This window comes from Pseudomyxococcus flavus (assembly GCF_050038885.1).
GTDB classification, from domain to species: domain Bacteria; phylum Myxococcota; class Myxococcia; order Myxococcales; family Myxococcaceae; genus Myxococcus; species Myxococcus flavus.
Window position 1 is genome coordinate 1,091,223 of sequence record NZ_CP143624.1, and the last position, 24,171, is coordinate 1,115,393.

Consider the following 24,171-nt stretch of genomic DNA (forward strand, 5'->3'; position numbering starts at 1 on the left):
CCGTCACAGCGCCTCCACGAGGCGCTTGAACGAATCGCCCCGGTCTTCGAAGTTCTTGAACTGGTCGAAGGACGCGCACGCGGGCGACAGCAGCACCGTGTCTCCGGGGGCCGCCAGCTCGCGCGCTCGCGCCACCGCCTGGGCCAGCGTGCCACACGCGTACACGTCCGCCGCGCCCGCGTAGGCCCGGGCCAGCGTGTCCGCATCGTCGCCCATGGTGAGCACGCCCTTCACCTTGCCCCGCCCCGCCTCCACCATGGGCGCGTACGGCGCGCCCTTGCCCTTGCCGCCGGCAATCAGCCACACGCCAGTGGTAAACGCGCGCAGCGCCACCAGCACCGACTCCACGTTGGTGGCCTTCGAGTCGTTCACCCACTCGACGCCGTCCAGCGTGCGCACGCTCTCCAGCCGGTGCGGCAGGCCCGGGTAGCCGTCCAGCCCCGCCTGCACCGCGCCCGAGGGCACGCCGCCCAGCCGCGCCAGCAGCGCCGCCGCCATCGCGTTCTGCGCGTTGTGCGCGCCGCGCAGCGCGCGGTTCGTCAGCGTGTAGTGCTCACCCAGGAAGTCCAGCCGGAAGCCGCCCGGCTCCACCACCGCCAGGCCCGCCAGGGCCGGCGCCTGCGCCACGGGCCTGCCCGTGAGGCTGAAGCCGTACACCGGCGCCTTCGCGCCGCGCGCCAGGCCCAGCACGTCCGCGTCGTCCGCGTTCACCACCGCGAAGTCACCGGCCTGCTGATTCTGGAAGATGCGCGCCTTCGCCTCACCGTACGCCGCGTGGCTCGGGTAGCGGTCGATGTGGTCCGGCGTGAGATTGAGAATGGCCGCGCCCCGGGGACGCAGCGTGCGGATGCCCTCCAGCTGGTAGCTGGACAGCTCCACCACCAGCGCGTCCCATTCACCCGGAGGCATGGCCGCCTCGCTGAAGGGCCGGCCCAGGTTTCCGCCCACGAAGGTACGCTTGCCGCCGCTGGAGAAGAGCGCGCCGGTGAGCGCCGTGGTGGTGCTCTTGCCGTTGGTGCCGGTGATGCCGAACAGCGGGACGTCGGCCAGCAGGCGGCCGGCCAGCTCCACCTCGCCCCACACCGCCACGCCCGCCGCGCGCGCGGCCTGGATTTCCGGCAGCGCCAGCGGCACGCCCGGGCTCACCACCACCAGGTCCTGTGACGCGAGCAGCCCCGCCGGCGTGGGTCCCGACACCAGCGTGGCGCCCAGCGACTTCACCTCGTGCGCCACCGCGCCCAGCGCGTCCTCGCTCCGCGCGTCCAACGCCGTGACGTGCGCGCCGTGCTGACGCAGCAGGCGCAGCGCGGCCACGCCGCTCTTCGCGAGCCCGAACACCAGCACCTTCTGACCGGACAGCGCCAACGTCATGGCCGTGCCACCTCCGGGTTCAGCGGAGCTTCAAGGACAGGAGCGCCACGCCACCACAGAGGATGGAGACGATCCAGAAACGGACGATGATCTTCGGCTCGGCCATCCCTTTGAGCTCGAAGTGATGGTGCACCGGCGCCATCTTGAAGACGCGCTTGCCCGTCATCTTGAACGAGGTGACCTGAATCATCACGCTCAGGATTTCGGCGAAGAAGATGCCGTGGATGATGGCGGACACCACCTCGTTCTTGGACAGCATCGCCAGGCCGCCCAGCGCGCCGCCCAGGGCCAGCGAGCCGATGTCGCCCATGAAGACGGAGGCCGGGTAGGTGTTGAACCACAGGAAGGAGATGCCCGCGCCGACGATGGCCGCGCAGAACACCGCCAGCTCCGCGCCGCCCGGCACCTGGAGGACGCCCAGGTACTGGTACAGCGGCGTGGCCACCAGCTTCGACACCCCGCCCACCGTCTCCGAGTCCGCGATGCTCAGCGTGGTGCCCGCCACGTAGCAGAGCACCGCGAAGGTGATGGCGGAGACGATGGTGGGGACGATGGCCAGGCCGTCCAGGCCGTCCGTGAGATTCACGGCGTTGGACGTGCCCACGACGACAATCCACGCGAAGACGACGTAGAACCAGCCCAGGTCCGGGTTGAACCAGCGCGTGGGGATGAAGGGCAGCGTCAGCTTGGTGTTGATGAGCAGCGTGGGCCCGAAGGAGCCGTCCGGCAGCGTCCACGTGGTCAACAGGCCGAACACCGCGACCAGGAAGAAGAAGGTCTGAAGCACCATCTTCTTGCGCCCGGCCAGGCCCTTCGAGTTGCGCTTGGACAGCTTGAGCCAGTCATCCAGGAAGCCGATGAAGCCGTAGCCCAGCGTCAGGAGCAGCATCACCCACACCGCGCGGCTCTTCAGGTCCGCGAACAGCAGCGTGCCCGCCGCGATGCACAGCAGGATGAGCGAGCCGCCCATGGTGGGCGTGCCCTTCTTCTTCTGGTGCGAGTCCGGCGTGTCCTCGCGCACGTTGCTCTGCCCGTGCTGCTTCAGCCGCAGCCGGGCGATGAGCTTGGGCCCGATGAGCATGCCGAGCAGGAGCGCGAAGACGCCCGCGGCGATGATGCGGAAGGTGGGGTAGCGCAGGAAGTTGAGGACGCGCCCCGCCTCCGTGTTCTGGATGACCTCGTAGAGGAGGTACAGCACTAGTGGTTTCCTCCGGGGGCGGCCGTGCCCGTCAGGGCGGCCACCACCCGCTCCAGCCGCATGCCGCGGCTGCCCTTCACCAGCACCACGTCACCTTCGCGCAGCCGCGGCGCCAACCACGCCATCAGCGGCTCCACCTCGGTGAAGTGGGCGGCGGATTCACCCATGGAAGCGGACTCCCACCCCTTCGCGGAGCGAGGCCCGAAAAACGCCGCCAGCGTCGCGTGCGAGGGCACCTGGCGGCCCAGGCGCGCGTGCTCCTCGAGCTCGCCCGGCCCCAGCTCCAGCATGTCCCCCAGCACCACCACCGCCCGGCCGCCCGCGGGCACCAGCGTGCGCAGCGTCTCCAGCGCGGCGTCCATGGAGGCCGGGTTGGCGTTGTAGCAGTCGTCAATCACGGTCACACCGTGCTGCCCGTCCACCACGTTGAGGCGCCGCGAGTACGGCCGCGCCGACTCCAGGCCGCGCACGCACTCCTCCGGCGTGTAGCCCAGCGCCAGCGCCACCGCGAAGGCCGCCGTCGCGTTCTGCGCGTTGTGCGGCCCCACGAAGTGCAGCCGCACCGGCCACTCGCGGCCCAGGTGCCGCACCGTGGCCACCATGCCCTCGCGGCCCAGCGTCTTCACGTCCACCAGGCGCACGTCGGCGTGCTCCGCCCGGCCGAACGTGAGCCGCTGCGCGGTGCTGCGCTCCGCCTGCGCGGGGATGAGCGCGTCGTCCACGTTCACCACCACGGTGGTGCCCGGGCCCATCTCCTGGAACAGCTCGCCCTCCGCCGCCGCCACACCCTCGATGCTGCCCAGCCCTTCCAGGTGCTCGGGCTGCACCACGGTGATGACGCCGGCGTCCGGCAGGACGATGCGCGCCAGCCGCTCGATTTCCCCCGGCTGGTTCATCCCCACTTCGATGACGGCCGCGACGTGGTGCGGCTCCAGCCGGAAGAGCGTCAGCGGGACGCCAATCTCGTTGTTGAGGTTGCCCTCGGTCTTCAGCGCAGGCCCGCGCGTGGCCAGGATGGCGCCCACCATCTCCTTGGTGGTCGTCTTCCCGTTCGAGCCGCCCACCGCGCACATCGGAATCCGGAAGCGCTGGCGGTGGAGCCGGCCCAGCGCCCCCAGGGCCCGCAGGGTGTCCTCCACCTCATAGAGGGCCAGGCCCTCGGGCAGCGCGGGCAACGGGCGCCCGCGCGCCACCACCGCGCCAGCCGCCCCGCCCTTCGCCGCGGCGTCCACGAAGGCGTGGGCGTCGAAGCGCTCACCCACCAGGGCCACGAACAGGCACCCGGGGGTGAGTGCCCGCGTGTCGGTACAGACGGTAGCGTAGGCGGCCGGGGCCGGGCCGCCACGCCGGGTGGCCCCGGTCGCCTGCACCACCTCTTCGTCGCTGAAGGAAGCTGCCATGGTGTGAGAGATGGGCGGGTCGCCGGGGCGCGTGAGGCTCAGCCAGCAGTGCGGTTGGCCAGCGCCTTGGCCGCCACCTGCCGGTCGTCGAACGCGAGCTTCTCCGCGCCGACGTGCTGGTACGTCTCGTGGCCCTTGCCCGCGATGAGGACGACGTCGTCCGCGGACGCCAGGCTGATGGCCTGCTCGATGGCCGCGCGGCGGTCCGCGTCGACCAGGTAGCCCTTCTCACCGCTCTTCGCCTTGCCGGCGGAGATGCGGCGCAGGCCGCTCTTCTCGAGCCCCGCCGTCACCTGCGCGATGATGTCTTCCGGGTCCTCGGTGCGGGGGTTGTCGCTGGTGACGACGGCCAGGTCGGCGCCCTCACCCGCCACCGCGCCCATCAGCGGACGCTTGCCCTTGTCCCGGTCCCCACCGCAGCCGAACACGGTGATGACGCGGCCCTTGGCCAGCGTGCGCGCCGCCTCGATGGAGCGCTTGAGCGCGTCATCCGTGTGCGCGTAGTCCACCAGCACCGCGGGCGCGCCGGCGGGGCCGTAGTTCTCCACGCGCTCCATGCGGCCGGCCACCGGCATCATCCGCTCGATGCCTTCCTGCACGTCGCGGCGCGAGAAGCCCGCGCCCAGGCCGATGCCCACCGCCAGGAGGATGTTCTCCAGGTTGTGGGGGCCCAGGAGCTTGCTCTTGAGCGGGATGTCGCCCGCGGGCGTCTTCAGCACGCCCTTGATGCCCTGGAGCGAGAAGCTCACGTCGGCCGCGGAAATCTCACCCGTGCCCTGACGGCTGAACTTCCACGCCATGCGCTTCTGGCCGCGCTGCTCGTTGTAGATGCGGCTGGCGTAGGTGTCGTCGCCGTTCACCACCGCGACGCCCGTGGCGGACAGGTTCTCCGCGAAGAGCTTCCGCTTGGACTGGAAGTAGTCCTCCATGTCCTTGTGGTAGTCGAGGTGGTCGCGGCTCAGGTTGGAGAAGCCCGCGGCCTTGAAGGTCAGCCCGTGCACGCGCTCCTGCGCGAGCGCATGGCTGGAGACCTCCATGATGACCGTCTCCACGCCCGCGTCCACCATCTCCCGGAGGATGCGGTGCAGCTCCAGCGGGTCCGGGGTGGTGTTGGCGCTCTCCTGCGTGCGGCCCGCGAACTTGTAGCCCAGCGTCCCGATGACGCCGGTGGACGCATACGCCGCGGTGCTCATGGCCTCCAGCAGGTAGCTGGTGGTGGTCTTCCCATTCGTACCCGTGATCGCCAGCAGCGTCAGCTGGTCCGCCGGGCGGCCATGGAAGTTGGCCGCGATGAGCGCCAGCGCCTTCCGGGCGTTGCCCACCTTGAAGAAGGGCACCTGCGAGGACGGCACCGGCTTCTCCGACACCACCGCCACGGCGCCACGGGACACGGCCTCACCGATGAACTGGGCCCCATCCTCCTTCGTGCCAGGAATGGCGACGAACAGGTCTCCCGGCTTCACGCGCCGCGAGTCCTGCGTCACACCGGTGACGTCAACCGCGGAACGGCCGCCCGAGGTCTGCTCGGCACCACATCCTGCGAGGACATCCGTCAGCTTCATCTCTTCCCCTTCACACGCATTGCAAGAGCGGGGCCTGGAGCGGACGCGGCCTTATTGCCGCGCGGCGAGCTCCAGCGTCACCCGGGCCCCCTTCTCCACCAGCGAACCGGCGGCGGGGGTTTGAGATACCACGCGTCCACTGCCCAACACCTGTGGCTCCAGCGCCGCGGCGAGCAGCTTCACCACGGCCTCACGTCCTACTTCTCCCTGAAGGTCCGGCACACGCACCGTGCCGGGCTCAGGGGTCTCCGTCACCGCGTCCGCGAGCGCCGTCCGGGCGGCACCGGTGGCCTTGGCCCCCGGCTTCGCCGCGGCAGGCGCGGGGGACACGGCGGCCACGGCCACCTCGGGTGCCACCGTCCGGGACGGAGGCACGGCCAGGTGGGCCATGGCGGCGGTCGCAATCTCCTTGAAAGCAGGGGCAGCCACGAGCCCCCCGTATACGTCCGTCTTCGGTTCGTCCACTACGACAAGAATCACTGCCCGCGGAGACTCGGCCGGTACCACCCCGACGAAGGAGGCGATCCGCTTGTCCGAGTACCCCCGCGCCACCGGGTCCGCCTTCTGGGCGGTGCCCGTCTTCCCGGCCACCCGGTAGTCCTCCATGGCGGCCTTGGGAGCCGTCCCTCCCTTGACCACCACGCTTTCGAGCATCCCCACGACCTGCCGGGCGACCTTCGCGGACACCACCCGGCGCAGCTCCGTGGGGCGATTTTCCAGCAGAACGACGCCATCCGGGTCCACCACCTTCGACACCAGGTAGGGCCGCATCAGCACGCCATCGTTGGCCAGCGCACCATAGGCAGCCGCAATCTGAACTGCGGTGGCCGTCATCCCCTGCCCGAAGGACTGGGTGGCCAGGGAGACTTCCGCCTTCGGGTACGGCAGCACGCCGCGCCCCTCGCCCGGCAGCGACAGGCCGGTGCGCTCGGCGAAGCCGAAGGCGTGGTAGCCCGCCACGAACTTCTCGCGCCCCAGGGCCTGGGCAATCTTCGCCATGCAGATGTTGGAGGACACCTGGAGGATGCCCTGCGGGGTGAGCCAGCCGTAGGAATGGGTGTCGTTGATGGTGTGGCGGCCCACCCGCCAGGCGCCGTTCTCACAGAAGAAGAGGCTGTCGGCCGTGATGGCCTTCTCCTCCAGCGCCGTGGCCACCACGAAGGACTTCAGCGTGGAGCCAGGCTCGAAGGTATCCAGGGCGGCGCGGTTGCGCATGCTGGCACGCGAGCTGGACTCCGGCGTGTTGGGGTTGAAGCGCGGGTGGTTGGCGACGGCGAGCAGCTCGCCGGTGCGCGGGTCCAGCACCACCGCCATGCCGGCCACGGCCTTGGCGTCCTCCACCGCGCGGCTGAGCGCCTTCTCCGCGACGTACTGGATGTGTCTGTCCAGCGTGAGGGTGACGGCGGCGCCCTGGCGCTGGAGCGGATCCAACGCGCCCTGCACCAGCAGCTTGCGGCCCTTGGCGTCGCGGAAGCCGGACGTGCTCGAGTTCTGCCCGGACAGCTCGTCCTGGAAGGCCAGCTCCAGGCCCTCCAGGCCGCGGCCGTCCATGCCCACCGTGCCCACCACGTGCGCGCCCAGCTCGCGCTGCGGGTAGAAGCGCTTGGGCTCCTTGGAGAAGCCCATGCCCGGCAGCTCCAGCGCCTTCACCGCGGCGACCTCGGCGGGCTTGGCCTGGCGCTTCACCCACGCGAAGCGCTTGGCCCGCGCAAGGCGCGCGTGCAGCTCGTCCGCGTCCAGCTTCAGCGCCCTGGCCAGCGAGCGGGACGCGGCCTTCACGTCGGGCAGCATGGAGGGGTCCACCCAGATGGAGTCCACCTCCACGCTCTGCGCCAGCGGCGTGCCGCGCCGATCGAAGATGTCGCCGCGGCGCGCCGGAATCTCGATGTGCCGGACGTACTGCTCCTGCGCCATGCCGCGCAGCTTCTCCTGCTCGAAGACCTGGAGCTGCACCGCACGACCGAAGGCGACGCCCAGCAGCATCAGGAACAGCCCGAACAGCAGCCGCACCCGCAGCCTCAGCCACTTCGCGTTGGGCTCGGGAGCCCGCGCCGCCTTGAAGTCCCTCACCGGCCCGCTCCAGCGCGGCCCGCCACGCGGACGCCTGGCTGGGCGGTGTCGGCCGCGTCCGCGCGCGCGCCGCTGCCGCGGGCCGGCTTCTCCGCCGACAGCGACACCACGGCGCCGCCGCGCGGCATGGCCATGTTGAGCTGCTCACGCGCCACGCGCTCCAGCCGGCCCGGGGCCTTGAGCGTGGCCAGCTCCAGCTTCAGCCGGTCATTCTCGCGGGTGAGGACGCGGTTCTCCGCCTCCTCGCGCGACAGGCGGTAGCCCATGTCCACCACCAGCACGCGGCTGGTGACATGGAGGATGCCCACCGCCGCGAAGAGGGCGAAGAGGCACACGGCCGGGAGGAGGTGCAGCAGCACGCCGCCCACCGTCACCGAGGAACGCAACGCCGATACCCGGGAGTGCACCTTGTTCATCGGACTTTCTCCACCACGCGCAGATGCGCGCTGCGAGAACGCGGATTGGCCTCGACCTCCGCCTCGGAGGCGGCCACGGCCTTCTTCGTCACCAGCTCGAAATCCCCCACGCCCCCGCACGCGCACACGGGCAGCCCCGGTGGGCACGTGCAGCGCCCCGCCAGCGCGCGGAACGCCTCCTTCACCTTCCGGTCCTCCAGGGAGTGGAAGGCGATGACGGCGGCGCGGCCCCCGACCTTGAGCAGCCCGGGGATGGCGGCCAGCAGCGCGTCCAGCGCCTCCAGCTCGCCGTTGACCGCCATGCGCAGCGCCTGGAAGGTCCGGGTGGCGACGTGGATGCGGGTGGGCCAGGCCTTGCGTGGCACCGCCCGCTTCACCACCTCCGCGGCCTCCAGCGTGCGCGTGGGCAGCGCGCGCTTCAGCTCGCGGGCAATGGGCCGCGCGAAGGGCTCCTCGCCGTAGTCCTTGAGGATGCGGGCCAGCTCGCGCTCGTCGGTGGAGGCGATCAGCTCCGCCGCCGTGGGGCCGTCCGGGCCCATGCGCATGTCCAGCGGCCCGTCCTTGGAGAAGGAGAAGCCGCGCTCGGCCACGTCCAGCTGGGGCGACGACACGCCCAGGTCCACCAGCACCCCATCCACCGGCAGCAGGTCCGCGGCGACGCGGGGCAGCTCCGCGAAGTTCCCCGCCCGGCCCTGGAAGCGCGGGTTGGCGCCCAGGCGCGCGGTGGCCGCGGCGAGCGCCACCGGATCGCGGTCCACGCCCACCACGGACGCGCCCTCTGCGAGCAGCGCCTGCGAGTGGCCGCCACCCCCGAGCGTCCCGTCGATGATGACCTTCCCGTCCGCCGGCCGGAGCAGCTCCACTGCTTCCCGCAGGAGGACGGTCTGGTGCTGGAAGTCCAGAGCCTCCACGGGCTGTCAGACGAAGGGGGCCCGCGCAAGCGCGAAGGCAGCCCGGGCATCGTTCATGTGCGGGTAGATTTCGAAGCAGTCGTGCGCGCCGGCCGCGCGGAAGATGGCGGCCAGGTACGGCGACAGCCCGGACAGCTTCACGTCTCCACCGCTGCGGCGGAAGGCCTCCGCGCGAGCCATCAGCGGCTTGACGCCGCGGTAGTTCAGGTGGCCCACGTCGCCGAAGTCGAGCACGACCTGGCGCATGCCGCGGTTCAGCTTGCGGCCCAGGTCCTCGCACAGCTCGAGCAGGTCCTGCTCGCTCAGCTCGCCCTCGAGCATGAGCGTCTCGACGCGCCCGGCGGCCATCGCCGCGCCCGCCAACCCCGGCCGAACCTCCAGAACCTGGTTCATACGCTTGCCACCCTCCCGGTACTTCGGGCTCCTGTCGACTTTCCCGTCACGTCTGCCGCAGCTCGGCGAGCACCTTCATCACGTCCGCGGAGGTCGCTTCCTGGCGCGCCTCTTCCTGCGCCTTCGCCCACCCCTCGCGGCTCCACAGCTCGATGACCTTCACCATCCCCGCCCACACCACGTCCTTCTCCAGCCCCGCATAGGAGCGGAGCGTCGGCGGGATGAGCAGGCGCCCCAGCTTGTCCAGCGGGCACTCCTGCGCGCTGGCCACGTACAGGCGCATCAGCGTCTTCACCCCAGGCTCCATCGGGTTGCGCTTGGCCAACGACGCCTCGAGCGCTTCCCACTCCCGCACCGGGTAGGCGTGGAGGCACCGGTCGAGCGCCGTCGTGAGGATGAGCCTCTCGTCGTAGGCGCCCACCAGCGTGTCCCGGAGCTTCGCCGGGAGGCTCGTCCGCCCCTTCGCGTCGATCTGGTGCTCATAGACGCCTCGGAACACTCGGGACGATCCACCTTTTCAGCCCACCAAGGGATGAACCTCCACTCCTTCCCACTCCTTGCCACTTCCGGGCGGCATACATACGCGCCCCACCTGGGGGGGTCAAGAAACCGCAACAGGTTGAAACAGCGGTTTGTCCGCGCCCGACGTCCTGAAAGGTCGTCACACCTGGAAGGTCCAGTGTTTGGCGCAGTGCGACGCCCTACCTATTGCGCTGGGGTAAACTTGAGTTCCCCCCGGCCCCAGGCGCAGAGTGTCGGTTGCGTGAACACGAACGTTCGGCTGAAGGTGGCCTACAAGACGCCGCAGTCCTTGGTGGGGGAGTACACGCGCAGTGTCGGTCTGGGGGGCGTCACACTGGAGACGCGCCGCAGCCTGCCGCTGGGGACTCGCTTCACCTTCGAGCTGCATGCGGGCGGCATGGCCCGCCCCGTGGAGGTGCTGGGCGAGGTGGTCCAGGTCGTCCCGCACGACGCCGAGCGCTTCCTGCTCACCGTCCGCTATGGGGTCGGCGAGGACCGCAGCGCGCTGGACGCCATCCTCCAGCACATCTTCGCCACCCAGGAGCACGAGGGGATGCGCCGCTTCCCGCGCCTGCCCCTGTACCTGCGCGCGATGGAGGCGGCGCCGCTGTCACCGGGCTTCCTGGTCCGGGACATCTCCCGCGGCGGCGTGGGCCTGGAGGTCCAGGGCCCCGCCCTGCCGCGCCAGGTGAAGGTGGGCACGCCCTTCCTGCTGGAGATGGACCTCAAGGAAGGGCCCATGATGCTGCACGGCGAGGTGGTTTGGACCTCGTCGGTGCCCCGCAAGGACTCGGGGACGGTGAAGCCGGGCTTCGGCGCCACCTTCGGCCGGCTCCGCCCGGACATGCAGAAGCGGCTGGAGGGCCTGCTGTCCCTGGCCTCGCTTCCCTCCGCCCCCTGGAAGGCGCGGGTGAGCTTCGGGATGGAGGCCGTCACGCGGATGCCGTGACGGCGCCCACCGCCGCGCGCTACACCGGGCTCAGCGGATAGCCGCCGGCGGGCTCCAGCGCCCCCACCACCGTCTCGCGCAGCGCGGCCGGGTCATAGGGGGTGAAGACGTCCAGCGCGCGCAGGCGCTCGAGCTCCCGGGTGAGCGCGTCCTCCTTCAGCGTGGCGCACAGGGCGCGGCGGGTCCTGTCGTAGGCGCGGGGGATGGCGTCCAGCGCGTAGAGCTGCGTCATGGCCACGCGCACCGGGTCCAGCGTGCCGCCCGCCGCGGCCTGGCGCGTGCGCGTCACCATGGAGTCCAGGGCGAAGGCGTCCATCACCACGTCGGACAGCGCCGCGAGCACCTCCTGGTGCTGCTCCAGCTCGGTGCCGAACGTCTCCGCCGCCACGCGCAGCCCGTGCAGCGCCAGCCGCTTGGCGGACTCGGCGGCCACCTCCTGCGGTGCCAGCGCGTCCTGGACGCGCGCCTGGGGGCGCTCGCCGCGGGACAGCTCGTCCGCCACGTTGCCGGCCATGGCGAACAGCGGCAGGTCGCCCTTCACGGCGCGCTTGAGGAGCATGCCCGTGATCAGCATCCGGTTGATTTCGTTGGTGCCCTCGAAGATGCGGTTGATGCGCGCGTCGCGGTACGAGCGCTCCACCGGGTACTCCTCGATGTAGCCGGCGCCGCCGTGGAGCTGGACGGCGTCGTCCACGAGCTGGCCGAAGGACTCCGAGCCGTGCACCTTCATGATGGAGGACTCGATGGCGTACTCCTCCACCGCGGCCAGCAGGTGCGCCTCGTGGTCCGGCGCGGCCTTGTCGCTCTGCCCCAGGCGCGCGTCCACGAGCCCGGCGGTGCGGTACGTCATGCTCTCCACCGCGTAGACGAGCGCCGCCATGCGGGCCAGCTTCTCGCGCGACAGCGGGAAGCGGACGATGGGCGTGCCGAACTGCTTGCGCTCCTGCGTGAAGTGCAGCGCGTTCTGGAGCTGGAGCTTCATGCCGCCCAGCACGCCCGCGCCCAGCTTGAGGCGGCCGTAGTTGAGGATGTTGAAGGCAATCTTGTGGCCCTTGCCCACCTCGCCCAGCTGGTTCTCCACGGGGACGCGCGCGTCCTCGAAGTAGAGCGGGCAGGTGGAGGAGCCGCGGATGCCCATCTTGTGCTCCTCCGGCCCCACGGTGAGGCCCGGCGTGCCCTTCTCCACGATGAAGCCGGTGAACTTGTCCCCGTCCACCTTGGCGAAGACGATGAACACGTCCGCGAAGGCCGCGTTGGTGATGTAGAGCTTGGAGCCGTTGAGAATCCAATGCTTGCCGTCGGGCGAGCGCACCGCCTTCGTCTTCGCGCCCAGCGCGTCGCTGCCACTCCCCTGCTCCGTGAGCGCGTAGGCCGCCACCCACTCCCCGGTGGCCAGCTTCGGCAGGTACTTCGCCTTCTGCGCCGCGTTGCCGAACCAGACGATGGGCAGCGTGCCGATGCCGGTGTGCGCGCCGAACGTCACCGACCACGAGCCGTTGAGGCTCATCGCCTCCGCGAGCAGCAGCGACGTCGTCTTGTCCAGGCCGGTGCCGCCGAAGGTCTCGGGGATGTCCACGCTCAAGAGGCCCAGCTCGCCCGCCTGCCGCAGGAGCTCCCGCAGGAGCGCGTTGTCCTTGCCCTCGATGCGCTCGGCCTGGGGGAGGACCTGCTCGCGGGAGAACTGGAGCGCGGTCTTGAAGAAGAGGCGCTGCTCCTCGGTGAAGGCCTCCGGGGTGACGATGGGAGCGGCGCCCACCTCCTCGAAGAGAAAGGCCCCACCAGGGGGCAGCGCCTTCAGCGAAGCAGGCTTGGATGCTGCGGCCATCGATGACCTCCAGGTCCAGGGAGGGAACGTCCCTCCTCGGGGCGGGAGCACCCCGCCCTGGCGCCTGAATCTAATCCTCCGTCTCGCGGAAGCTCGCGAAGGCGCGAGGCGCTGGCGCCCGTACCGAGCCCCCGGGGCTCGTGGACGAAGCCGCTGTCCGGTAGTCCTTCCGGGCGCGACCAGATGGCGGGGGGCTCCAGGCGGCCTGGCAACACGGAGTGTCCGGCCAGGCCTCGAACGGGGGCCGTCCTCGAGGCGGCGGCGGCCCGGGGGGCCGGCGCGTGAGCCCGGGTCGCGTCCAGGCAGGCAACCTGGCACGGACAGGCGCACCGCGTGTGCTCCGCAGGACACCGCGCACGCGGGCTACGAGCCACCGCCTTCTTCTTCGGCCTTGGCGCGGGCCCGCTTGCCGCGCGCGACCTCGGTGGCGAGCGCCTCCAGCCGGGGTGTCCAGAACACGCGGAACTGCTCCAACCACGCGTCGACTTGCTGCAACGGCGCAGGGTCGACGCGATAGACACGGCGGGTCCCCACGGCCCGCACATCCGCGAAGCCGCTGTCTCGGAGGACCTTCAGGTGCTGGCTGACCGCTGGCTGGCTGATGCCGAATTCGGCCTGGATGGCCTCGGAGACCTCGCCGGAAGGGCGTTCGCCCTCGGCGAGGAGCTCGAGAATCCGTCGTCGTACCGGATCACCCAGGACGTCAAAGGCATGCATCGTCGCGGTCAGGTCCCCGGATGCTTCACGTCCGGGGGCGGCGCGCCAGTATAGAACGCGGTCGTCCGCGCCGCGCGAGCCTTCGCCACCTCGGCGTCCTCCCCCGCCGCTACGTCCGCTTGCCCCCAGCCCTCGCTGCTGGCCGTGATGAAGGCCTTCCCTTCATCCGACATCGTCCAGGCCTCCACCGCGGCGCTGTCGACGGCGGCGCCGCCGGACGCCAGATGCTTGTCCAGGCCCTTCACCAGCGCCAGCTCCCAACCGACCCCGACAGCGCCCGGCCCGTAGTCGTTCCAATGCGGACTGACGTGGGCCATGTGCTCCAGCCGCAGCCGCGTTCCACCGCCCGGGGCCTCGGCCAGGATGACGTCCACCCAGCTGACGCCCCCACCGAACTCCCACGTCACCGCCAGGTGCCGCGGCCGCTCACAGCGGGTGACCGTCCCACCCGCATTGCCCTGGAACTGGTAGCGCCCCCCCAGCTTCAGGTCGCCGGACACCGGAAGGAACCAACGGGGAAGGCGCTCGGGGTTGGTCAGCGCATCCCAAAGGTCATCGACCGTCGTATCGTAGTCGCGCATGGCGACGACGACCCGCGCGGGCTTGCCCTCATGCTCCCGGTGCTCCACCTCCCGCACGACGGCCCCGAGATAACGCTCCACGTTGTTCATCCAGCCTCCGAATATAAGTTTGGACTTATATATCTAGAGGCACGAGTCCGATGTCAACACCCGTGGCGCTGCCCGCCGCGCAACGGTGGCATGCCCGTTCCAGCCCGCCACGGCAGGCGCGTCCGGCGCTCCGAGCCGGGGCATCAACCTGCGTCGGTGGGCCGGTGCGGCGTGGGATACACGAGACAGAGCGTGTCGAAGAGCGGCTCGCCCGGCGCCGAGTACACCCCGCCGAGCGCCCGGGCGACCTGCGCGACCTCCATGCCGAACGAGGGCACCAGGCAGATGTCCTCGGACGTCTTGAAGCGCCCCTTGAGCAGGCCGAGCCCCCGGCGCAGCGTGACGATGTCCTGCCGGCCCGCGCGCACGGGCACCGACGGGCCATTCGCGTCAGGCCCCGGCAGCTTTCCCACGCTGGTGGTCAGCTCGAAGCCGTCCGCGCGCATGATGATGCGCAGCTTGCCCGGCGCCACCTCCTCCAGCCACGCACGAAAGCCCGCCTCGTCCCGGAGCACCAGCGGGTACGCCGCCGGCCCGTCCGGGTGCGCCAGCCACACCGCCTCCGCCGAGCCCCGCAGCACCGCCAGCAGCTCCGATACCTGCACCAGGAACGTCTCCGCGTCCGGCACCACGAGCACGGCGTGCCCCTGGACCCGCTGCGCCAGCCGCGCGGCGTCCTCCGGACGCGTCGGCGCGAAGGACTCCGCGCCCAGGCGGACCTGCTCTCCGGCCAGCGCCACGCGAAGCGCCTCGGCGGGAAGTGGCTCGCCGTAGACAGGGCCGGCCACGTCCACCTCGTTGGTCGGCGCGGGCCGCGCCTCGCCCGGAGCCTCTGCGTTCGGCGCCGAGAGCGAGGGCAAGGGCTCGGGCTTCAACGACTTGAGCGGCTCGGCCGGCTTCTCCTCGCGGCAGCCCACCGCCACCATGGCGAGCAGCACGGCGACGAGTGCACGGGAGGTCGACTTCACGACGCCCCCTGCCCCGGGCCCGCCCCGGCGGCCGCGCCATCCATCACCTTGCGCACGTCGCCCCCCACCCAAGTGGCCGCCATCCAACGTCGCGCAGGACGACACATCCACAAGTGGCGTGTGGAGGGGGCATCCTTCGGCGCCCACCACCCCCGGGGTGCCGGAATGGCGGAAGGCATCGCACGGGAAAGAAAGGGGCACACCGGCCGCATCATCATATTCAGCGGAATTTTCCCATAATGGCGTCTTACTTACCCCATGATACCTTCTCCCGCCCCCGCGACGACACGAGGGCCCCCTTGGCGTAGCGGCCACCTGCGTCCGAAGGAGCCGGAACGAACGTGCAGCAGCCTTCCGAAGGGCTTCATTTCGGCAAATACAAGCTGCTCGAGCGCATCGCGACGGGCGGCATGGCGGAGATCTACCGCGCCCGCATGACGGCCGCGGCCGGCGTCACCAAGCCGGTGGTCATCAAGAAAATCCTTCCGGGCTACGCGGGCAACAGCGCCTTCCTGTCCATGTTCGTCAACGAGGCGCGCATCGCCGCGGGGCTGAGCCACGGCAACATCGCCCAGGTCTTCGACTTCGGCGAGGTGGACGGGGAGTACTTCATCGCCATGGAGTGGGTGGACGGCCGCACCCTGTCGAGCGTCATGCGGCGCGCGCGGGAGAAGGGCCTGTACACCCTGCCCCAGCCGCTGGCCCTGCTCATCGCCGTGGAGATGCTGGAGGGCCTGGCGTACGCGCACACGCGCCTGGACGAGCGCGGGCGGCCGCTCCACATCGTGCACCGCGACGTCAGCCCTCAGAACGTGCTGCTCAGCTACGAGGGCCAGGTGAAGCTCGTGGACTTCGGCATCGCGCGGGCGCGGCTGGCCGGTATCCCCGAGCCCGTGGAGCACGAGCTGCAGGGCAAGTACACCTACTTCGCGCCGGAGCAGGTCCGCGGTCGCGAGCCCGACGCGCGCTCGGACATCTTCGCGGCGGGCGTCGTCATCTACGAGATGTTGTGCGGCCGGCTGCCCTTCGAGGGAAAGCTGCCGGACGTGCTGCGCAAGCTCGCCCTGGGCGACTTCCCGCGGCCCCGAGACCTCAACCCGGGCATCCCCACCGCGCTGGAGCGCATCCTGCTCACGGCCCTGGCCGTGGAGCGGGAGCAGCGCTACGCCACCGCGGAGGCCTTCGCCGAGGCGCTCACCCGCCACCTCCACACCGCCGCCCCCGACGTGTCGTCCAGCGCGCGGGCCCACTTCATGGGCTACCTCTTCGAGGCGGAGCTGGTGAGCGAGGGACGTCCGGTGATGCTGCCACGCGACTTCCTGGCGCAGATGGCCCGGTGGACGCATTCGCCCCGGGAGCGTCGCGCCTTCCGCGAGCCGCCTCCCGTGCGCGAGCCACCTCCCGGTGACGAGGAGGAAGCGCGCACGCCCGTCGCGGCGTTCGAGCCGCTCCCGCCAGCGGCCCTGACACCACTGGCCACCCGCCCTGCCAGCGCCTCCGCCCCCACCGAAGCCCGCCCGGAGCGCACCACGCTGCCGCTGCCCGCGCTGCCCGGCACCACCGAGCCCCCCGTCGGCGCGCCCCCCATGGACACGCTGCCTCCGCGGCTGCTCGGCCTGTCCTGGCCCGTGGCGCTGGGCGCCCCCATCGTGGTGGCGCTGACGGCCACGCTCGCGCTGCTGATCACCCACAGCGCGGGAACCTTCTCCGTGGAGCTGAGCTCGTCGCCGCCGGGCGCCGCCATCCGGGTGAACGGCCGGCAGCACACCGCGCGCACGCCCGCCCTGCTCACCCAGCTGTCCGCGGACGCGGAGCACCTGCTGGAGGTCCAGGCACCAGGCAGGGTGCCGTGGAGCCAGACGGTGCGCGCCGAGCACGGCACCACGCTGGCCGTCCACGCCCGGCTCCTCCCGAAGCGAGTGCCCGCCCCCGCGGCGGAGCAGGCCCAGCGGGCCCCGCCGCCCCAGGAGGCACGCATGGCCGCCGGGCCCACGAAGCTGCCACTGTCGAGCGTGGCGCATGCCTTCCGCGTGCCTTACCTGTCCACCGCGCAGATGCGGCTGGACCCGTCCCGCATCTACAGCGTGCGGGTGGAGGGATGGACCTCGCTGGGCGGCCCGCACCTGGTGGAGCAGGCGGGCTACTTCCTGGAGGGCGACGCGCGGCTCGCGGCGCATGAGTCTTTCGGCGTGCTGGACGGCGATGAGCGCCTGGTGCGGCACGCCTCCCGGCTCCACGTCTTCCTGCTGGACGCGAACCGGACGGACAACCAGGGCACCCTGCTGGTCCGCGTGCGCGAATGGGACGACGACGGCGCCGTCACCACGCTCCGCGTGGATGCACGGACGCACGCGGTGAAGCTCTCCCGCGCGGACCGCTTCCTGCTGCGTGGCCTGGACGCGGCCACCGCGTATGACGTCATGGTGTACGACACCGCCGAGCCCGTGCGCACCCGGGGGCTCGACGGCGGGCCCGTGGGGCGTGTGCTGGGCCTCTACGGCGCTGGCGAGGGCCCCGAGACGGCCGCCGGCAGGCTGGTGTTGCTGGAGGCCGGGCAGCCCCTGCGCGTCAGGGGTGCCACCTGGCTGCAGCTCGCCTTCCCGGACGACCACCTGGCGGACAACAGCGGCAGCCTGCTGCTCGAGGTGTCCCCCGTCGCCGCGCCTGGCGGCCCGCCCCACGGGGAGCCGCCGACCTCCAGCGCCCCCGCCCGGTAACGCGCTGCTACAGCGGTGCAGCGGCCTGTTGCCGAAAAGTTGATCAGCGGAGGCTGCCCCCTACCCTGGGCTCCACGGAGGACTCACCATGAAGAAGCTGGTGGCGGTGGCCGTGTTCGGCCTGCTGGGAACCCTGGGGTTGGCCGCGCGCGTGGACGCCCGGCCGGGAGTCAATGGGATGGAGCCAACGGATGCACAGGTCGAGGCGGCGCTGGATGCCCGGCAGAAGCTGGTGCTGAGCACGCTCCTTCGGGCGCAACAGGCCGACGCACGCACGGCGGCAATCCACCGGTAAACTCGTGGCGTCCGACGTGGCTCGGTGCTAAGCCCGGGCCTCTTCCGACGTTAACCCACCAACCTCACCCGTGAGGGGGACATGCCTGAAGGGTCCGCGTCACTCCAGCTCGCGGTTGGCGACCGGGTCGTCTATCCGAACCAGGGAGTCTGCCGCGTCTCCGCCATCGACGTGAAGGAAGTGGCGGGACAGAGGCTCACCTTCGTCACGATGCGCCGCGAAGAGGATGGCGCCGTCGTGATGGTGCCCGAGGGCAAGGTGCTCGCCATCGGTGTGCGCAAGGTCGCCTCCGCCGAGGACGTGGAGGCCATCTTCGCCTTCCTCCGCTCGGACAGCGACAAGGCGGACCTCGACTGGAAGCAACGAGCCCGCACCAACCTGGACCGGATGACCCAGGGCGGCATCATGGGCCTGGCCGAGGTCGTGAAGGGGCTCCAGGTCCTCAGCGAGCTGCGCCCCCTGCCCACCAAGGAGCGTGAGCTCTACGACAACGCCCGGCACCTGCTGGTGACCGAGGTCGCCGCCGCGCTGGGCACCGCCGAGGTCAACGCCGAGGACGCCATCGACATCGTCCTCTTCCCGCCCGGCCGCGAGCGCCCCAAGCGCACCGCCGCCGAGTTCCAGCGCGAGGAAGGCGACCTGGACCTGGACAGCGACCTGCTGGGCCTGGACAGCGACCTGGACCTGCCCTCCGACGAGGAGCCGGCCGAGGAGGAGCCCTCCGAGGAAGGCGAGGCGCAGGAGGAGGCCGAGTCCTCCGAGGAGGCCGCTCCCAAGAAGCGCGGCCGCCCGCCCAAGGCGAAGACGGCCGCCGCCGAGGGCGCCGAGCCCGCCGCCCCCAAGAAGCGGGGCCGCCCGCCCAAGCCCAAGCCGGAAGCCACGGCCGAGGGCGCCGAGCCGCCCGCGCCCAAGAAGCGCGGTCGTCCGCCCAAGCCCAAGCCGCCCGAGGTGGAAGGAGCGCCTCCCGCCGCGCCCAAGAAGCGCGGCCGTCCGCCCAAGGTGAAGCCCCCCGAGGGTGAGAGCTGACAGCCCCCATGGACCGACGGGCCCTCATGGGTGGGTGCGCGAGGCCGCACCACCCCGGGCCCTTCCGCCGAGGTGACGCCCCGTGATTCGCGTCGTGACGCTGGACCCCTTCGACGACAAGCAACTCGCGAAGTTCAACCGCACGCTCTACACGGCGTTCGGCGTGGGCAGCGAGCACTCCGGCAGCGCGGAGGTGCCCCCGGGCATGTCCGAGCCGCTGGATGCGGAGAAGCTGCTCGACGAGGTGAAGGGCATCCGTTCCTACAAGGACGACAAGGTGCTGCTGCTCACCTCGCGCAAGCTGAAGGACCGCGAGCTGCCCAGCGGCGTAGCGCCCACGGCGGGCTTCGCGCGCCAGGGGAAGGACCGCGCCATCCTCAGCATCGCGCCCCACAAGGACCTGGAGAGCGCCTTCAAGGCCGTCTCCCGCCACGCGCTCCACCAGCTGGGCCACCTCTGGGAGCTGCATCACTGCCTGGACCCGCGGTGCTCGATGTACCCGCCCTGGACGCCGTCCTTCGTCCAGGGTGAGGCCATCTTCTGCACCTTCTGCCGGGAAAAGAGCGAGCAGAAGATCCGCCTTGCCAAGTCCTAGCGTCACGCGCGCGCTGCCCCTCGTCGAGCTGGGGGGGCTCCTCCTCGTCGCGCTCCTGTGCCTGGTGTTCCACCTGCGCCTGCCGGGCCGCCTCCCGTCGGAGGCGGACTACCGCGCCGTCGCCGAGCGCCTCCAGGCGGAAGGCCAGCCCGGCGACGCGGTGCTGCTCTTCCCCTGGTGGACCGAGCGCGCCCGCATCTTCGTCCCGCCCACGCTGCCGGTGTACGGCTACCTGGGCTCGGACAAGGACGACCTGTCCGCCCACCCGCGCGTCTGGGTGCTGGGCCAGCCGGAGCTGCCGCGCTCGGACGAGGCGGAATTCCTCGTGCGCTTCCTGCCCGGGCGCCGCGCCGTGGGCACCGCTTCGCGGCACGGCACGCTGACGCTGGCGCTCTATGAGAACGGCCGTCACCGGCCGCGGCGCTTCACCGCCACGGATGCCTACGCGCGCGCCCGCGTTTACCTGGAGCAGCCGGACGGCACGCGCCGGGACTGCCCCTTCGACGGCAAGGCGCACCGCTGCCCCGGCCCCGCGCACCTGTACGTGGCACCGGAGTGGCACGAAATCCTCTACGAGCCGCGGCGCTGCCTGTGGATGCACGCGCCCGGCGGCAAGCAGCGGCTGGTGGCGGAGCTGGACGGCGTGCCCGGCGGGCTGGGCCTGCGGCTGGAGGGCGGCATCATCTTCGAGCACGCCTTTCCCAAGGACGCGCGCCTGTCCACCACGCACCTGGGCGTGGATGACGCCACGAGCGGCGCGCGGCTGCTGTCGCTCGCCATTCCCCCGGGCCTGGAAGGCGTGCAGAAGGCCGAGGTCCGCCTCCCGGACGGTGCGCCGCACACGGTGAAAATCTGGGTGCAGGCGGACAACGCGGACCGGCGGCAGGTGTGCCTGGACGTGCTGGCCGTGGAGCCCGAGGTGGGGGTGCGCGGATGATGCGAGGACGCGCCCCCACGCGCGACGAGAAGCACCTGGCCTGGGCCCTGTGGGTGCTGGCCTTCGCGGCGCTGTGGCTGACGGAGTCCGCGGTGGGCTACACGCGCGACGAGAGCGTCTACTTCATCGCCGGGGAGAGCTACGCGAACTGGTTCCGGCAGCTCTTCCGTTCACCGGCCCGCGCGCTGACGGACGCGGCCATCGTCCGGGCGTGGGACTACAACCACGAGCACCCGGTGCTGATGAAGGCGCTGTTCGGCCTGAGCCACCTGCTCTTCCACACGGGGCTCGGGTGGATGCGCTCGGCGACGGCGTTCCGCCTCCCCGCCTTCGCCATGGCGGCGCTGATTCCCGCGCTGACGTTCCTGCTGGGCAGCGCGATGTACGGCCGCATCGCCGGGCTGTTCGCGGCCTTCGCCTTCCTGCTGGTGCCGCGGCAGTACTTCAACGCGGAGCTGGCGTGCTTCGACGTGCCCGTGGCCGCCATGTGGCTGCTGGTCGTCTACTGCTTCTGGCGCGCGCTCGAGGACAAGAAGTGGGGCCTGTGGTGCGGCGTGGCCTTTGGCCTGACGCTGGCCACCAAGCACAACGCGCTGTTCCTCCCCTTCGTGCTGACGCCCTTCGCGCTGTGGCGCGCCTGGAGCGAGAGCGAGGGCCAGCCCGAGGCCCGCGCGTGGCTGGGCCGCTTCGTGGGCGTGTTCGCCGCGGTGGCCGTCTTCTACGGGCTGCTGGTGCTGTCGCTGGGCGGCGGCGAGGGCTTCCAGCGGAAGTTCCTGCTGCTCAGCCCGCATACACTGCTGTTCGCCGGTCTCGCCGTGGGCGGCGCGTGGGTGCTCCGGGGCGTGGACAAGGTGAGCGCGCCGGTGACGCGGGCGCTGGTGCCCATCGCCGCCATGGCGGTGCTGGGGCCCGTCATCTTCTACCTGCACTGGCCCTACCTGTGGCACCACCCGGTGGACCGCACCGCGTGGTACCTGGCCTTCCACGCCAAGCACAACCACTACGCCTGGTTCTACCTGAACCAGCTGCTGCGCGAGCCGCCCTTCCCGCTCGCCTACGTCGTGGTGAAGACGGCGCTGACGGTGCCCACCAGCCTCTTCGTCCCCATGGTGACGGGGCTGGTGGCGCTGGTGGCCCGGGCGGTGCTGGGCGCCTTCGAGCGCACGCGCGCCTGGGTGGAGCGCCCGGTGACGATGACCGAGGTGCTGGTGGGCGTGAATGCCCTGGCCTCCATCCTCATCATCAGCCACCCGCAGGTGCCGCACTTCGGCGGGGTGAAGCACTGGTTCCCGTCCATGGTGTTCCTGGGCATCCTCGCGGGCGCCGCGGTGGCCCGGGGCTGCACGGCGCTGTGGGAGCGGCTGAAGGTGAAGTGGCCCTCGCTGCCCCAGGCCGCGGTGGCCGCGCCGGTGTTCGCGGTGCTGCTGGCGCCCGCGCTGGTGTACTCGGTGCGCGTGTTCCCCTACGGGACGGCGGCGTACTCGGAACTCGCGGGCGGGCTGCCGGGCGCGGCCACCCTGGGCATGCAGCGGCAGTTCTGGTCCAGCCACGTGACGGGCGTGCTGCCGTGGATCAACGCCCACGCGAAGCAGGGCGCGCGGCTGTACCTGCACGAGGTGCACGGCGGCTCGTTCCGGGACTACCAGCGCAACGGCCTGCTGCGCCCGGACCTGCGCGCGGTGGGCAGCCCCGCCGACGCGGACATCGTCGCGTACCAGTACCACCAGGAGTTCCGTGAGCACGAGTTCCTCACGTGGCAGGCCTTCGGCACGCGCACGCCGGTGACGGGGCTCTACCTGGACGAGACGCCGCAGGTGGTCGTCTACGTGCGTCCAGAGACGCGGTAGTCGTCGAGCCCGTCCCCCCAAAGGCCGCGCTGCGGGCGAGGTGTCTGTCATTGACCATTCACCAGCCTTCCGACAAGCCCGCCCAATCGCTCACTTGATTCTCAATTCCTGTCGAACTCCTATCCCGTGATGCGAATCCCACTCCCTGCCTTCATCGCAGTGACGCTCATGGCCGCGGCTTGTGGAGGCGATGCTCCGCTCGAGGCCACCGCAGGAACGGGCGAAGCCTTCACATCCCAGGTGCAGGCGGCGTTCTCCGGTGTGAATGGCACCTACTGTCTGGTCAGCCCCTACAACTGCAAGCTCCAGGCGTCCGGCGGCAATCGCGTGCCCACCAACGCCCCCGAGGACGACAACTGGGGACTGGTGACGGGCGTGCCCATCCGGGATGGAAACGGCACGGTGGTGGGCACCAACACACGCACGAGCGCGGCCTTCAACCACGGGCAGACGCGCACCTTCGCCGGTGAGAAGCACGCCTTCGCGGTGTCCACGTCCAACTCCAGCGCCGGATGGCTGCCCATCTCCAGCATCCTGGGGCGCACGTCCTTCGAGCAGAAGGTCGGTCACGTGTCGGCGCTGGGAGCGGGGCTGGCGAAGCTGGGCTGCTATGCCGTGCGCAACTCGCACGACGCCACCCTGGAGCTGAAGAAGGTCGTCCACGACAGCACGGCGACCCACGAGCGCGCGGGCGACTACCTCCCGCTGGTGCGCGCCAATGGGCTGCGCTCGGTCAACCTGGTGTTCAACGTACCGGGCTTCGCGCTCGGAGGCCCCGCGGTGGACCACTTCCCGGCGGGCACGAAGTTCCAGCGGCTGGCCGTGCCCACCGAGCACGGCGTGCCGTCCATCGACATCCCCCTCTGGGTGCAGGACAGCGCCGGCCGCTACCGCCAGCAGTCCGGGACGATGAAGTTCCTCTACGGCTATGTCATCGCCGCCACGGGCACCAAGCGCAACGGGTGGATGGCCTACGACGCGCTCCAGGTCAGCTCCGGCTGTCCCTGAACGCCGGCACCTTGCCCTCCAGGGCATGACGCCATGCCTGGGCGCGCCCGTCCGCTTGCGGTGTGCACTGGCGGTCGTTGTCGTCCATGCGCGCCGCTCATGAACACCCCCTTCCCTCCCCGGGGGCTGACGCTCCGAAGTAATCTGGACGCGCGGGTGAAGACGCGCCCACACCCCGGGAGGGACACATGAAGCGCTGGACTGGGTTGCTGGTGGTGGCCGCGCTGTGTGGCGTGGCTTGTGACGGGAAGAAGTCGACGGACAGGCCCGCGCGCGCGCAGCTGCGGAAGACGGGGCCAACGACCGTGGAGGTCATCCCCTCCGAGGGTCAGCTCCCCTATTGCATGCTGTACACGGTGTCGGAGAAGGGCGTCATCCGGCAGCTGACGCTGACGCGGGAGAACCGCTCCATCCGCTGTGACGCGAACAAGCCCGTCGCCCACACGAGCTTCCGCATCCCGTACCAGGAGGGGAAGGTGCGCATGTACATCTTCTTCTCCAACGAGCGCATCCCGGCGGGCCCGGTGGCGCAGCAGCTCTACGAGCTGCGCGGCCAGGAGCGCATCAACGCCATGGACCTGCGCCTGCCCGGCCAGGTGTTCGTGGAGACGCTCGAGTTTACGCCCGAGGAAGGCGGCTCCGCGGTGCCAGGCACCGCGGGAGACGGCGCGGACGGCACGGGCGCATCGGTGCTCTCGGATGGCGGCACCGCGGGCGGAGGCCTGGGCGCCATGGAAGACGGCTCCTGACGGGCCCTGCGCCATCGTCAGCCG

Annotated in this window: 22 protein-coding genes; 9 read left to right on the forward strand and 13 right to left on the reverse strand. The window is 71.0% G+C overall.

Annotated elements, in window-relative coordinates:
• Positions 1-3: 3 nt before the first annotated feature.
• Genes murD through mraZ form a run of 9 tightly spaced genes read right to left on the reverse strand, consistent with a single transcriptional unit; the run spans position 4 to position 9,820 of the window.
• A complete protein-coding gene (gene murD / locus VZL07_RS04465; RefSeq protein WP_426754085.1) occupies positions 4-1,371 on the reverse strand; it encodes a UDP-N-acetylmuramoyl-L-alanine--D-glutamate ligase in 1,368 nt (455 codons plus the stop codon).
• Positions 1,372-1,390: 19 nt separating this feature from the next.
• Entirely contained in the window at positions 1,391-2,569 is a 1,179-nt protein-coding gene (gene mraY / locus VZL07_RS04470) for a phospho-N-acetylmuramoyl-pentapeptide-transferase (RefSeq protein ID WP_426754086.1), read from the reverse strand.
• Positions 2,569-3,969 carry a UDP-N-acetylmuramoyl-tripeptide--D-alanyl-D-alanine ligase gene (locus tag VZL07_RS04475; protein ID WP_426754087.1) on the reverse strand — a complete coding sequence of 467 codons (1,401 nt, stop codon included), beginning with the start codon at positions 3,967-3,969 and terminating at the stop codon, positions 2,569-2,571. Before VZL07_RS04475 ends, mraY begins: the two co-directional genes overlap by 1 nt.
• Positions 3,970-4,007: 38 nt before the next feature.
• The gene (locus VZL07_RS04480; RefSeq protein ID WP_426754088.1) at positions 4,008-5,531 is read right to left on the reverse strand and encodes a UDP-N-acetylmuramoyl-L-alanyl-D-glutamate--2,6-diaminopimelate ligase; all 1,524 of its coding nucleotides are present in this window, start codon (positions 5,529-5,531) and stop codon (positions 4,008-4,010) included.
• Positions 5,532-5,582: 51 nt separating this feature from the next.
• Positions 5,583-7,601 (reverse strand): penicillin-binding protein, encoded by a 2,019-nt coding sequence (locus VZL07_RS04485; RefSeq protein WP_426754089.1) that lies wholly within the window; start codon positions 7,599-7,601, stop codon positions 5,583-5,585.
• On the reverse strand, positions 7,598-8,017 hold the full coding sequence (ftsL, locus tag VZL07_RS04490; protein WP_426754090.1) for a cell division protein FtsL: 420 nt from the start codon (positions 8,015-8,017) through the stop codon (positions 7,598-7,600). The genes VZL07_RS04485 and ftsL overlap by 4 nt, the downstream gene beginning before the upstream one ends.
• Complete coding sequence (gene rsmH / locus VZL07_RS04495) at positions 8,014-8,928, reverse strand: 16S rRNA (cytosine(1402)-N(4))-methyltransferase RsmH (RefSeq protein ID WP_426754091.1); 915 nt, start codon at positions 8,926-8,928, stop codon at positions 8,014-8,016. The genes ftsL and rsmH overlap by 4 nt, the downstream gene beginning before the upstream one ends.
• Positions 8,929-8,934: 6 nt before the next feature.
• Positions 8,935-9,321 carry an STAS domain-containing protein gene (locus VZL07_RS04500; RefSeq protein WP_426754092.1) on the reverse strand — a complete coding sequence of 129 codons (387 nt, stop codon included), beginning with the start codon at positions 9,319-9,321 and terminating at the stop codon, positions 8,935-8,937.
• 46 nt (positions 9,322-9,367) lie between these two features.
• Complete coding sequence (gene mraZ / locus VZL07_RS04505) at positions 9,368-9,820, reverse strand: division/cell wall cluster transcriptional repressor MraZ (protein WP_426754093.1); 453 nt, start codon at positions 9,818-9,820, stop codon at positions 9,368-9,370.
• 264 nt (positions 9,821-10,084) lie between these two features.
• Between mraZ and VZL07_RS04510 the strand changes: the two genes are divergently transcribed.
• Entirely contained in the window at positions 10,085-10,792 is a 708-nt protein-coding gene (locus tag VZL07_RS04510) for a PilZ domain-containing protein (protein ID WP_426754094.1), read from the forward strand.
• A 19-nt stretch (positions 10,793-10,811) separates the two neighbouring features.
• Here the strand turns inward: VZL07_RS04510 and VZL07_RS04515 are convergent, their stop codons facing one another.
• The 4 genes from VZL07_RS04515 to VZL07_RS04530 all read right to left on the reverse strand — a co-directional run bounded on the left by VZL07_RS04515 (position 10,812) and on the right by VZL07_RS04530 (position 14,931).
• On the reverse strand, positions 10,812-12,617 hold the full coding sequence (locus VZL07_RS04515; protein ID WP_426754095.1) for an acyl-CoA dehydrogenase family protein: 1,806 nt from the start codon (positions 12,615-12,617) through the stop codon (positions 10,812-10,814).
• A gap of 363 nt (positions 12,618-12,980) precedes the next feature.
• Positions 12,981-13,334, reverse strand: coding sequence for an ArsR/SmtB family transcription factor (locus VZL07_RS04520; protein ID WP_426754096.1), 354 nt, complete (start codon positions 13,332-13,334; stop codon positions 12,981-12,983).
• Between the two features lie 8 nt (positions 13,335-13,342).
• Entirely contained in the window at positions 13,343-14,005 is a 663-nt protein-coding gene (locus VZL07_RS04525; RefSeq protein ID WP_426754097.1) for an SRPBCC family protein, read from the reverse strand.
• A 143-nt stretch (positions 14,006-14,148) separates the two neighbouring features.
• Positions 14,149-14,931 carry a hypothetical protein gene (locus VZL07_RS04530; protein WP_426757232.1) on the reverse strand — a complete coding sequence of 261 codons (783 nt, stop codon included), beginning with the start codon at positions 14,929-14,931 and terminating at the stop codon, positions 14,149-14,151.
• Positions 14,932-15,314: 383 nt separating this feature from the next.
• Between VZL07_RS04530 and VZL07_RS04535 the strand changes: the two genes are divergently transcribed.
• From VZL07_RS04535 to VZL07_RS04570, 8 genes are all read left to right on the forward strand, one after another.
• Positions 15,315-17,690, forward strand: coding sequence for a protein kinase domain-containing protein (locus tag VZL07_RS04535; RefSeq protein ID WP_426754098.1), 2,376 nt, complete (start codon positions 15,315-15,317; stop codon positions 17,688-17,690).
• Between the two features lie 88 nt (positions 17,691-17,778).
• Complete coding sequence (locus VZL07_RS04540; protein WP_426754099.1) at positions 17,779-17,985, forward strand: hypothetical protein; 207 nt, start codon at positions 17,779-17,781, stop codon at positions 17,983-17,985.
• Between the two features lie 81 nt (positions 17,986-18,066).
• Positions 18,067-19,011 (forward strand): CarD family transcriptional regulator, encoded by a 945-nt coding sequence (locus VZL07_RS04545; RefSeq protein ID WP_426754100.1) that lies wholly within the window; start codon positions 18,067-18,069, stop codon positions 19,009-19,011.
• An 82-nt stretch (positions 19,012-19,093) separates the two neighbouring features.
• On the forward strand, positions 19,094-19,606 hold the full coding sequence (locus tag VZL07_RS04550; protein ID WP_426754101.1) for a hypothetical protein: 513 nt from the start codon (positions 19,094-19,096) through the stop codon (positions 19,604-19,606).
• Complete coding sequence (locus tag VZL07_RS04555; protein WP_426754102.1) at positions 19,593-20,543, forward strand: hypothetical protein; 951 nt, start codon at positions 19,593-19,595, stop codon at positions 20,541-20,543. The genes VZL07_RS04550 and VZL07_RS04555 overlap by 14 nt, the downstream gene beginning before the upstream one ends.
• Positions 20,540-22,390 (forward strand): ArnT family glycosyltransferase, encoded by a 1,851-nt coding sequence (locus VZL07_RS04560; RefSeq protein ID WP_426754103.1) that lies wholly within the window; start codon positions 20,540-20,542, stop codon positions 22,388-22,390. The genes VZL07_RS04555 and VZL07_RS04560 overlap by 4 nt, the downstream gene beginning before the upstream one ends.
• A gap of 129 nt (positions 22,391-22,519) precedes the next feature.
• Positions 22,520-23,398 carry a hypothetical protein gene (locus tag VZL07_RS04565; protein ID WP_426754104.1) on the forward strand — a complete coding sequence of 293 codons (879 nt, stop codon included), beginning with the start codon at positions 22,520-22,522 and terminating at the stop codon, positions 23,396-23,398.
• A 188-nt stretch (positions 23,399-23,586) separates the two neighbouring features.
• Positions 23,587-24,147, forward strand: coding sequence for a hypothetical protein (locus VZL07_RS04570; protein ID WP_426754105.1), 561 nt, complete (start codon positions 23,587-23,589; stop codon positions 24,145-24,147).
• Positions 24,148-24,171: the final 24 nt, after the last annotated feature.

Coding starts and splice junctions, on each gene's coding strand:
- murD (WP_426754085.1), bottom strand. CDS start 1,371: ATGACGTTGGCGCTGTCCGGTCAGAAGGTGCTGGTGTTCGGGCTCGCG.
- VZL07_RS04475 (WP_426754087.1), bottom strand. CDS start 3,969: ATGGCAGCTTCCTTCAGCGACGAAGAGGTGGTGCAGGCGACCGGGGCC.
- VZL07_RS04480 (WP_426754088.1), bottom strand. CDS start 5,531: ATGAAGCTGACGGATGTCCTCGCAGGATGTGGTGCCGAGCAGACCTCG.
- ftsL (WP_426754090.1), bottom strand. CDS start 8,017: ATGAACAAGGTGCACTCCCGGGTATCGGCGTTGCGTTCCTCGGTGACG.
- VZL07_RS04500 (WP_426754092.1), bottom strand. CDS start 9,321: ATGAACCAGGTTCTGGAGGTTCGGCCGGGGTTGGCGGGCGCGGCGATG.
- VZL07_RS04515 (WP_426754095.1), bottom strand. CDS start 12,617: ATGGCCGCAGCATCCAAGCCTGCTTCGCTGAAGGCGCTGCCCCCTGGT.
- VZL07_RS04520 (WP_426754096.1), bottom strand. CDS start 13,334: ATGCATGCCTTTGACGTCCTGGGTGATCCGGTACGACGACGGATTCTC.
- VZL07_RS04525 (WP_426754097.1), bottom strand. CDS start 14,005: ATGAACAACGTGGAGCGTTATCTCGGGGCCGTCGTGCGGGAGGTGGAG.
- VZL07_RS04530 (WP_426757232.1), bottom strand. CDS start 14,931: ATGGTGGCGGTGGGCTGCCGCGAGGAGAAGCCGGCCGAGCCGCTCAAG.
- VZL07_RS04540 (WP_426754099.1), top strand. CDS start 17,779: ATGAAGAAGCTGGTGGCGGTGGCCGTGTTCGGCCTGCTGGGAACCCTG.
- VZL07_RS04545 (WP_426754100.1), top strand. CDS start 18,067: ATGCCTGAAGGGTCCGCGTCACTCCAGCTCGCGGTTGGCGACCGGGTC.
- VZL07_RS04560 (WP_426754103.1), top strand. CDS start 20,540: ATGATGCGAGGACGCGCCCCCACGCGCGACGAGAAGCACCTGGCCTGG.
- VZL07_RS04565 (WP_426754104.1), top strand. CDS start 22,520: ATGCGAATCCCACTCCCTGCCTTCATCGCAGTGACGCTCATGGCCGCG.
- VZL07_RS04570 (WP_426754105.1), top strand. CDS start 23,587: ATGAAGCGCTGGACTGGGTTGCTGGTGGTGGCCGCGCTGTGTGGCGTG.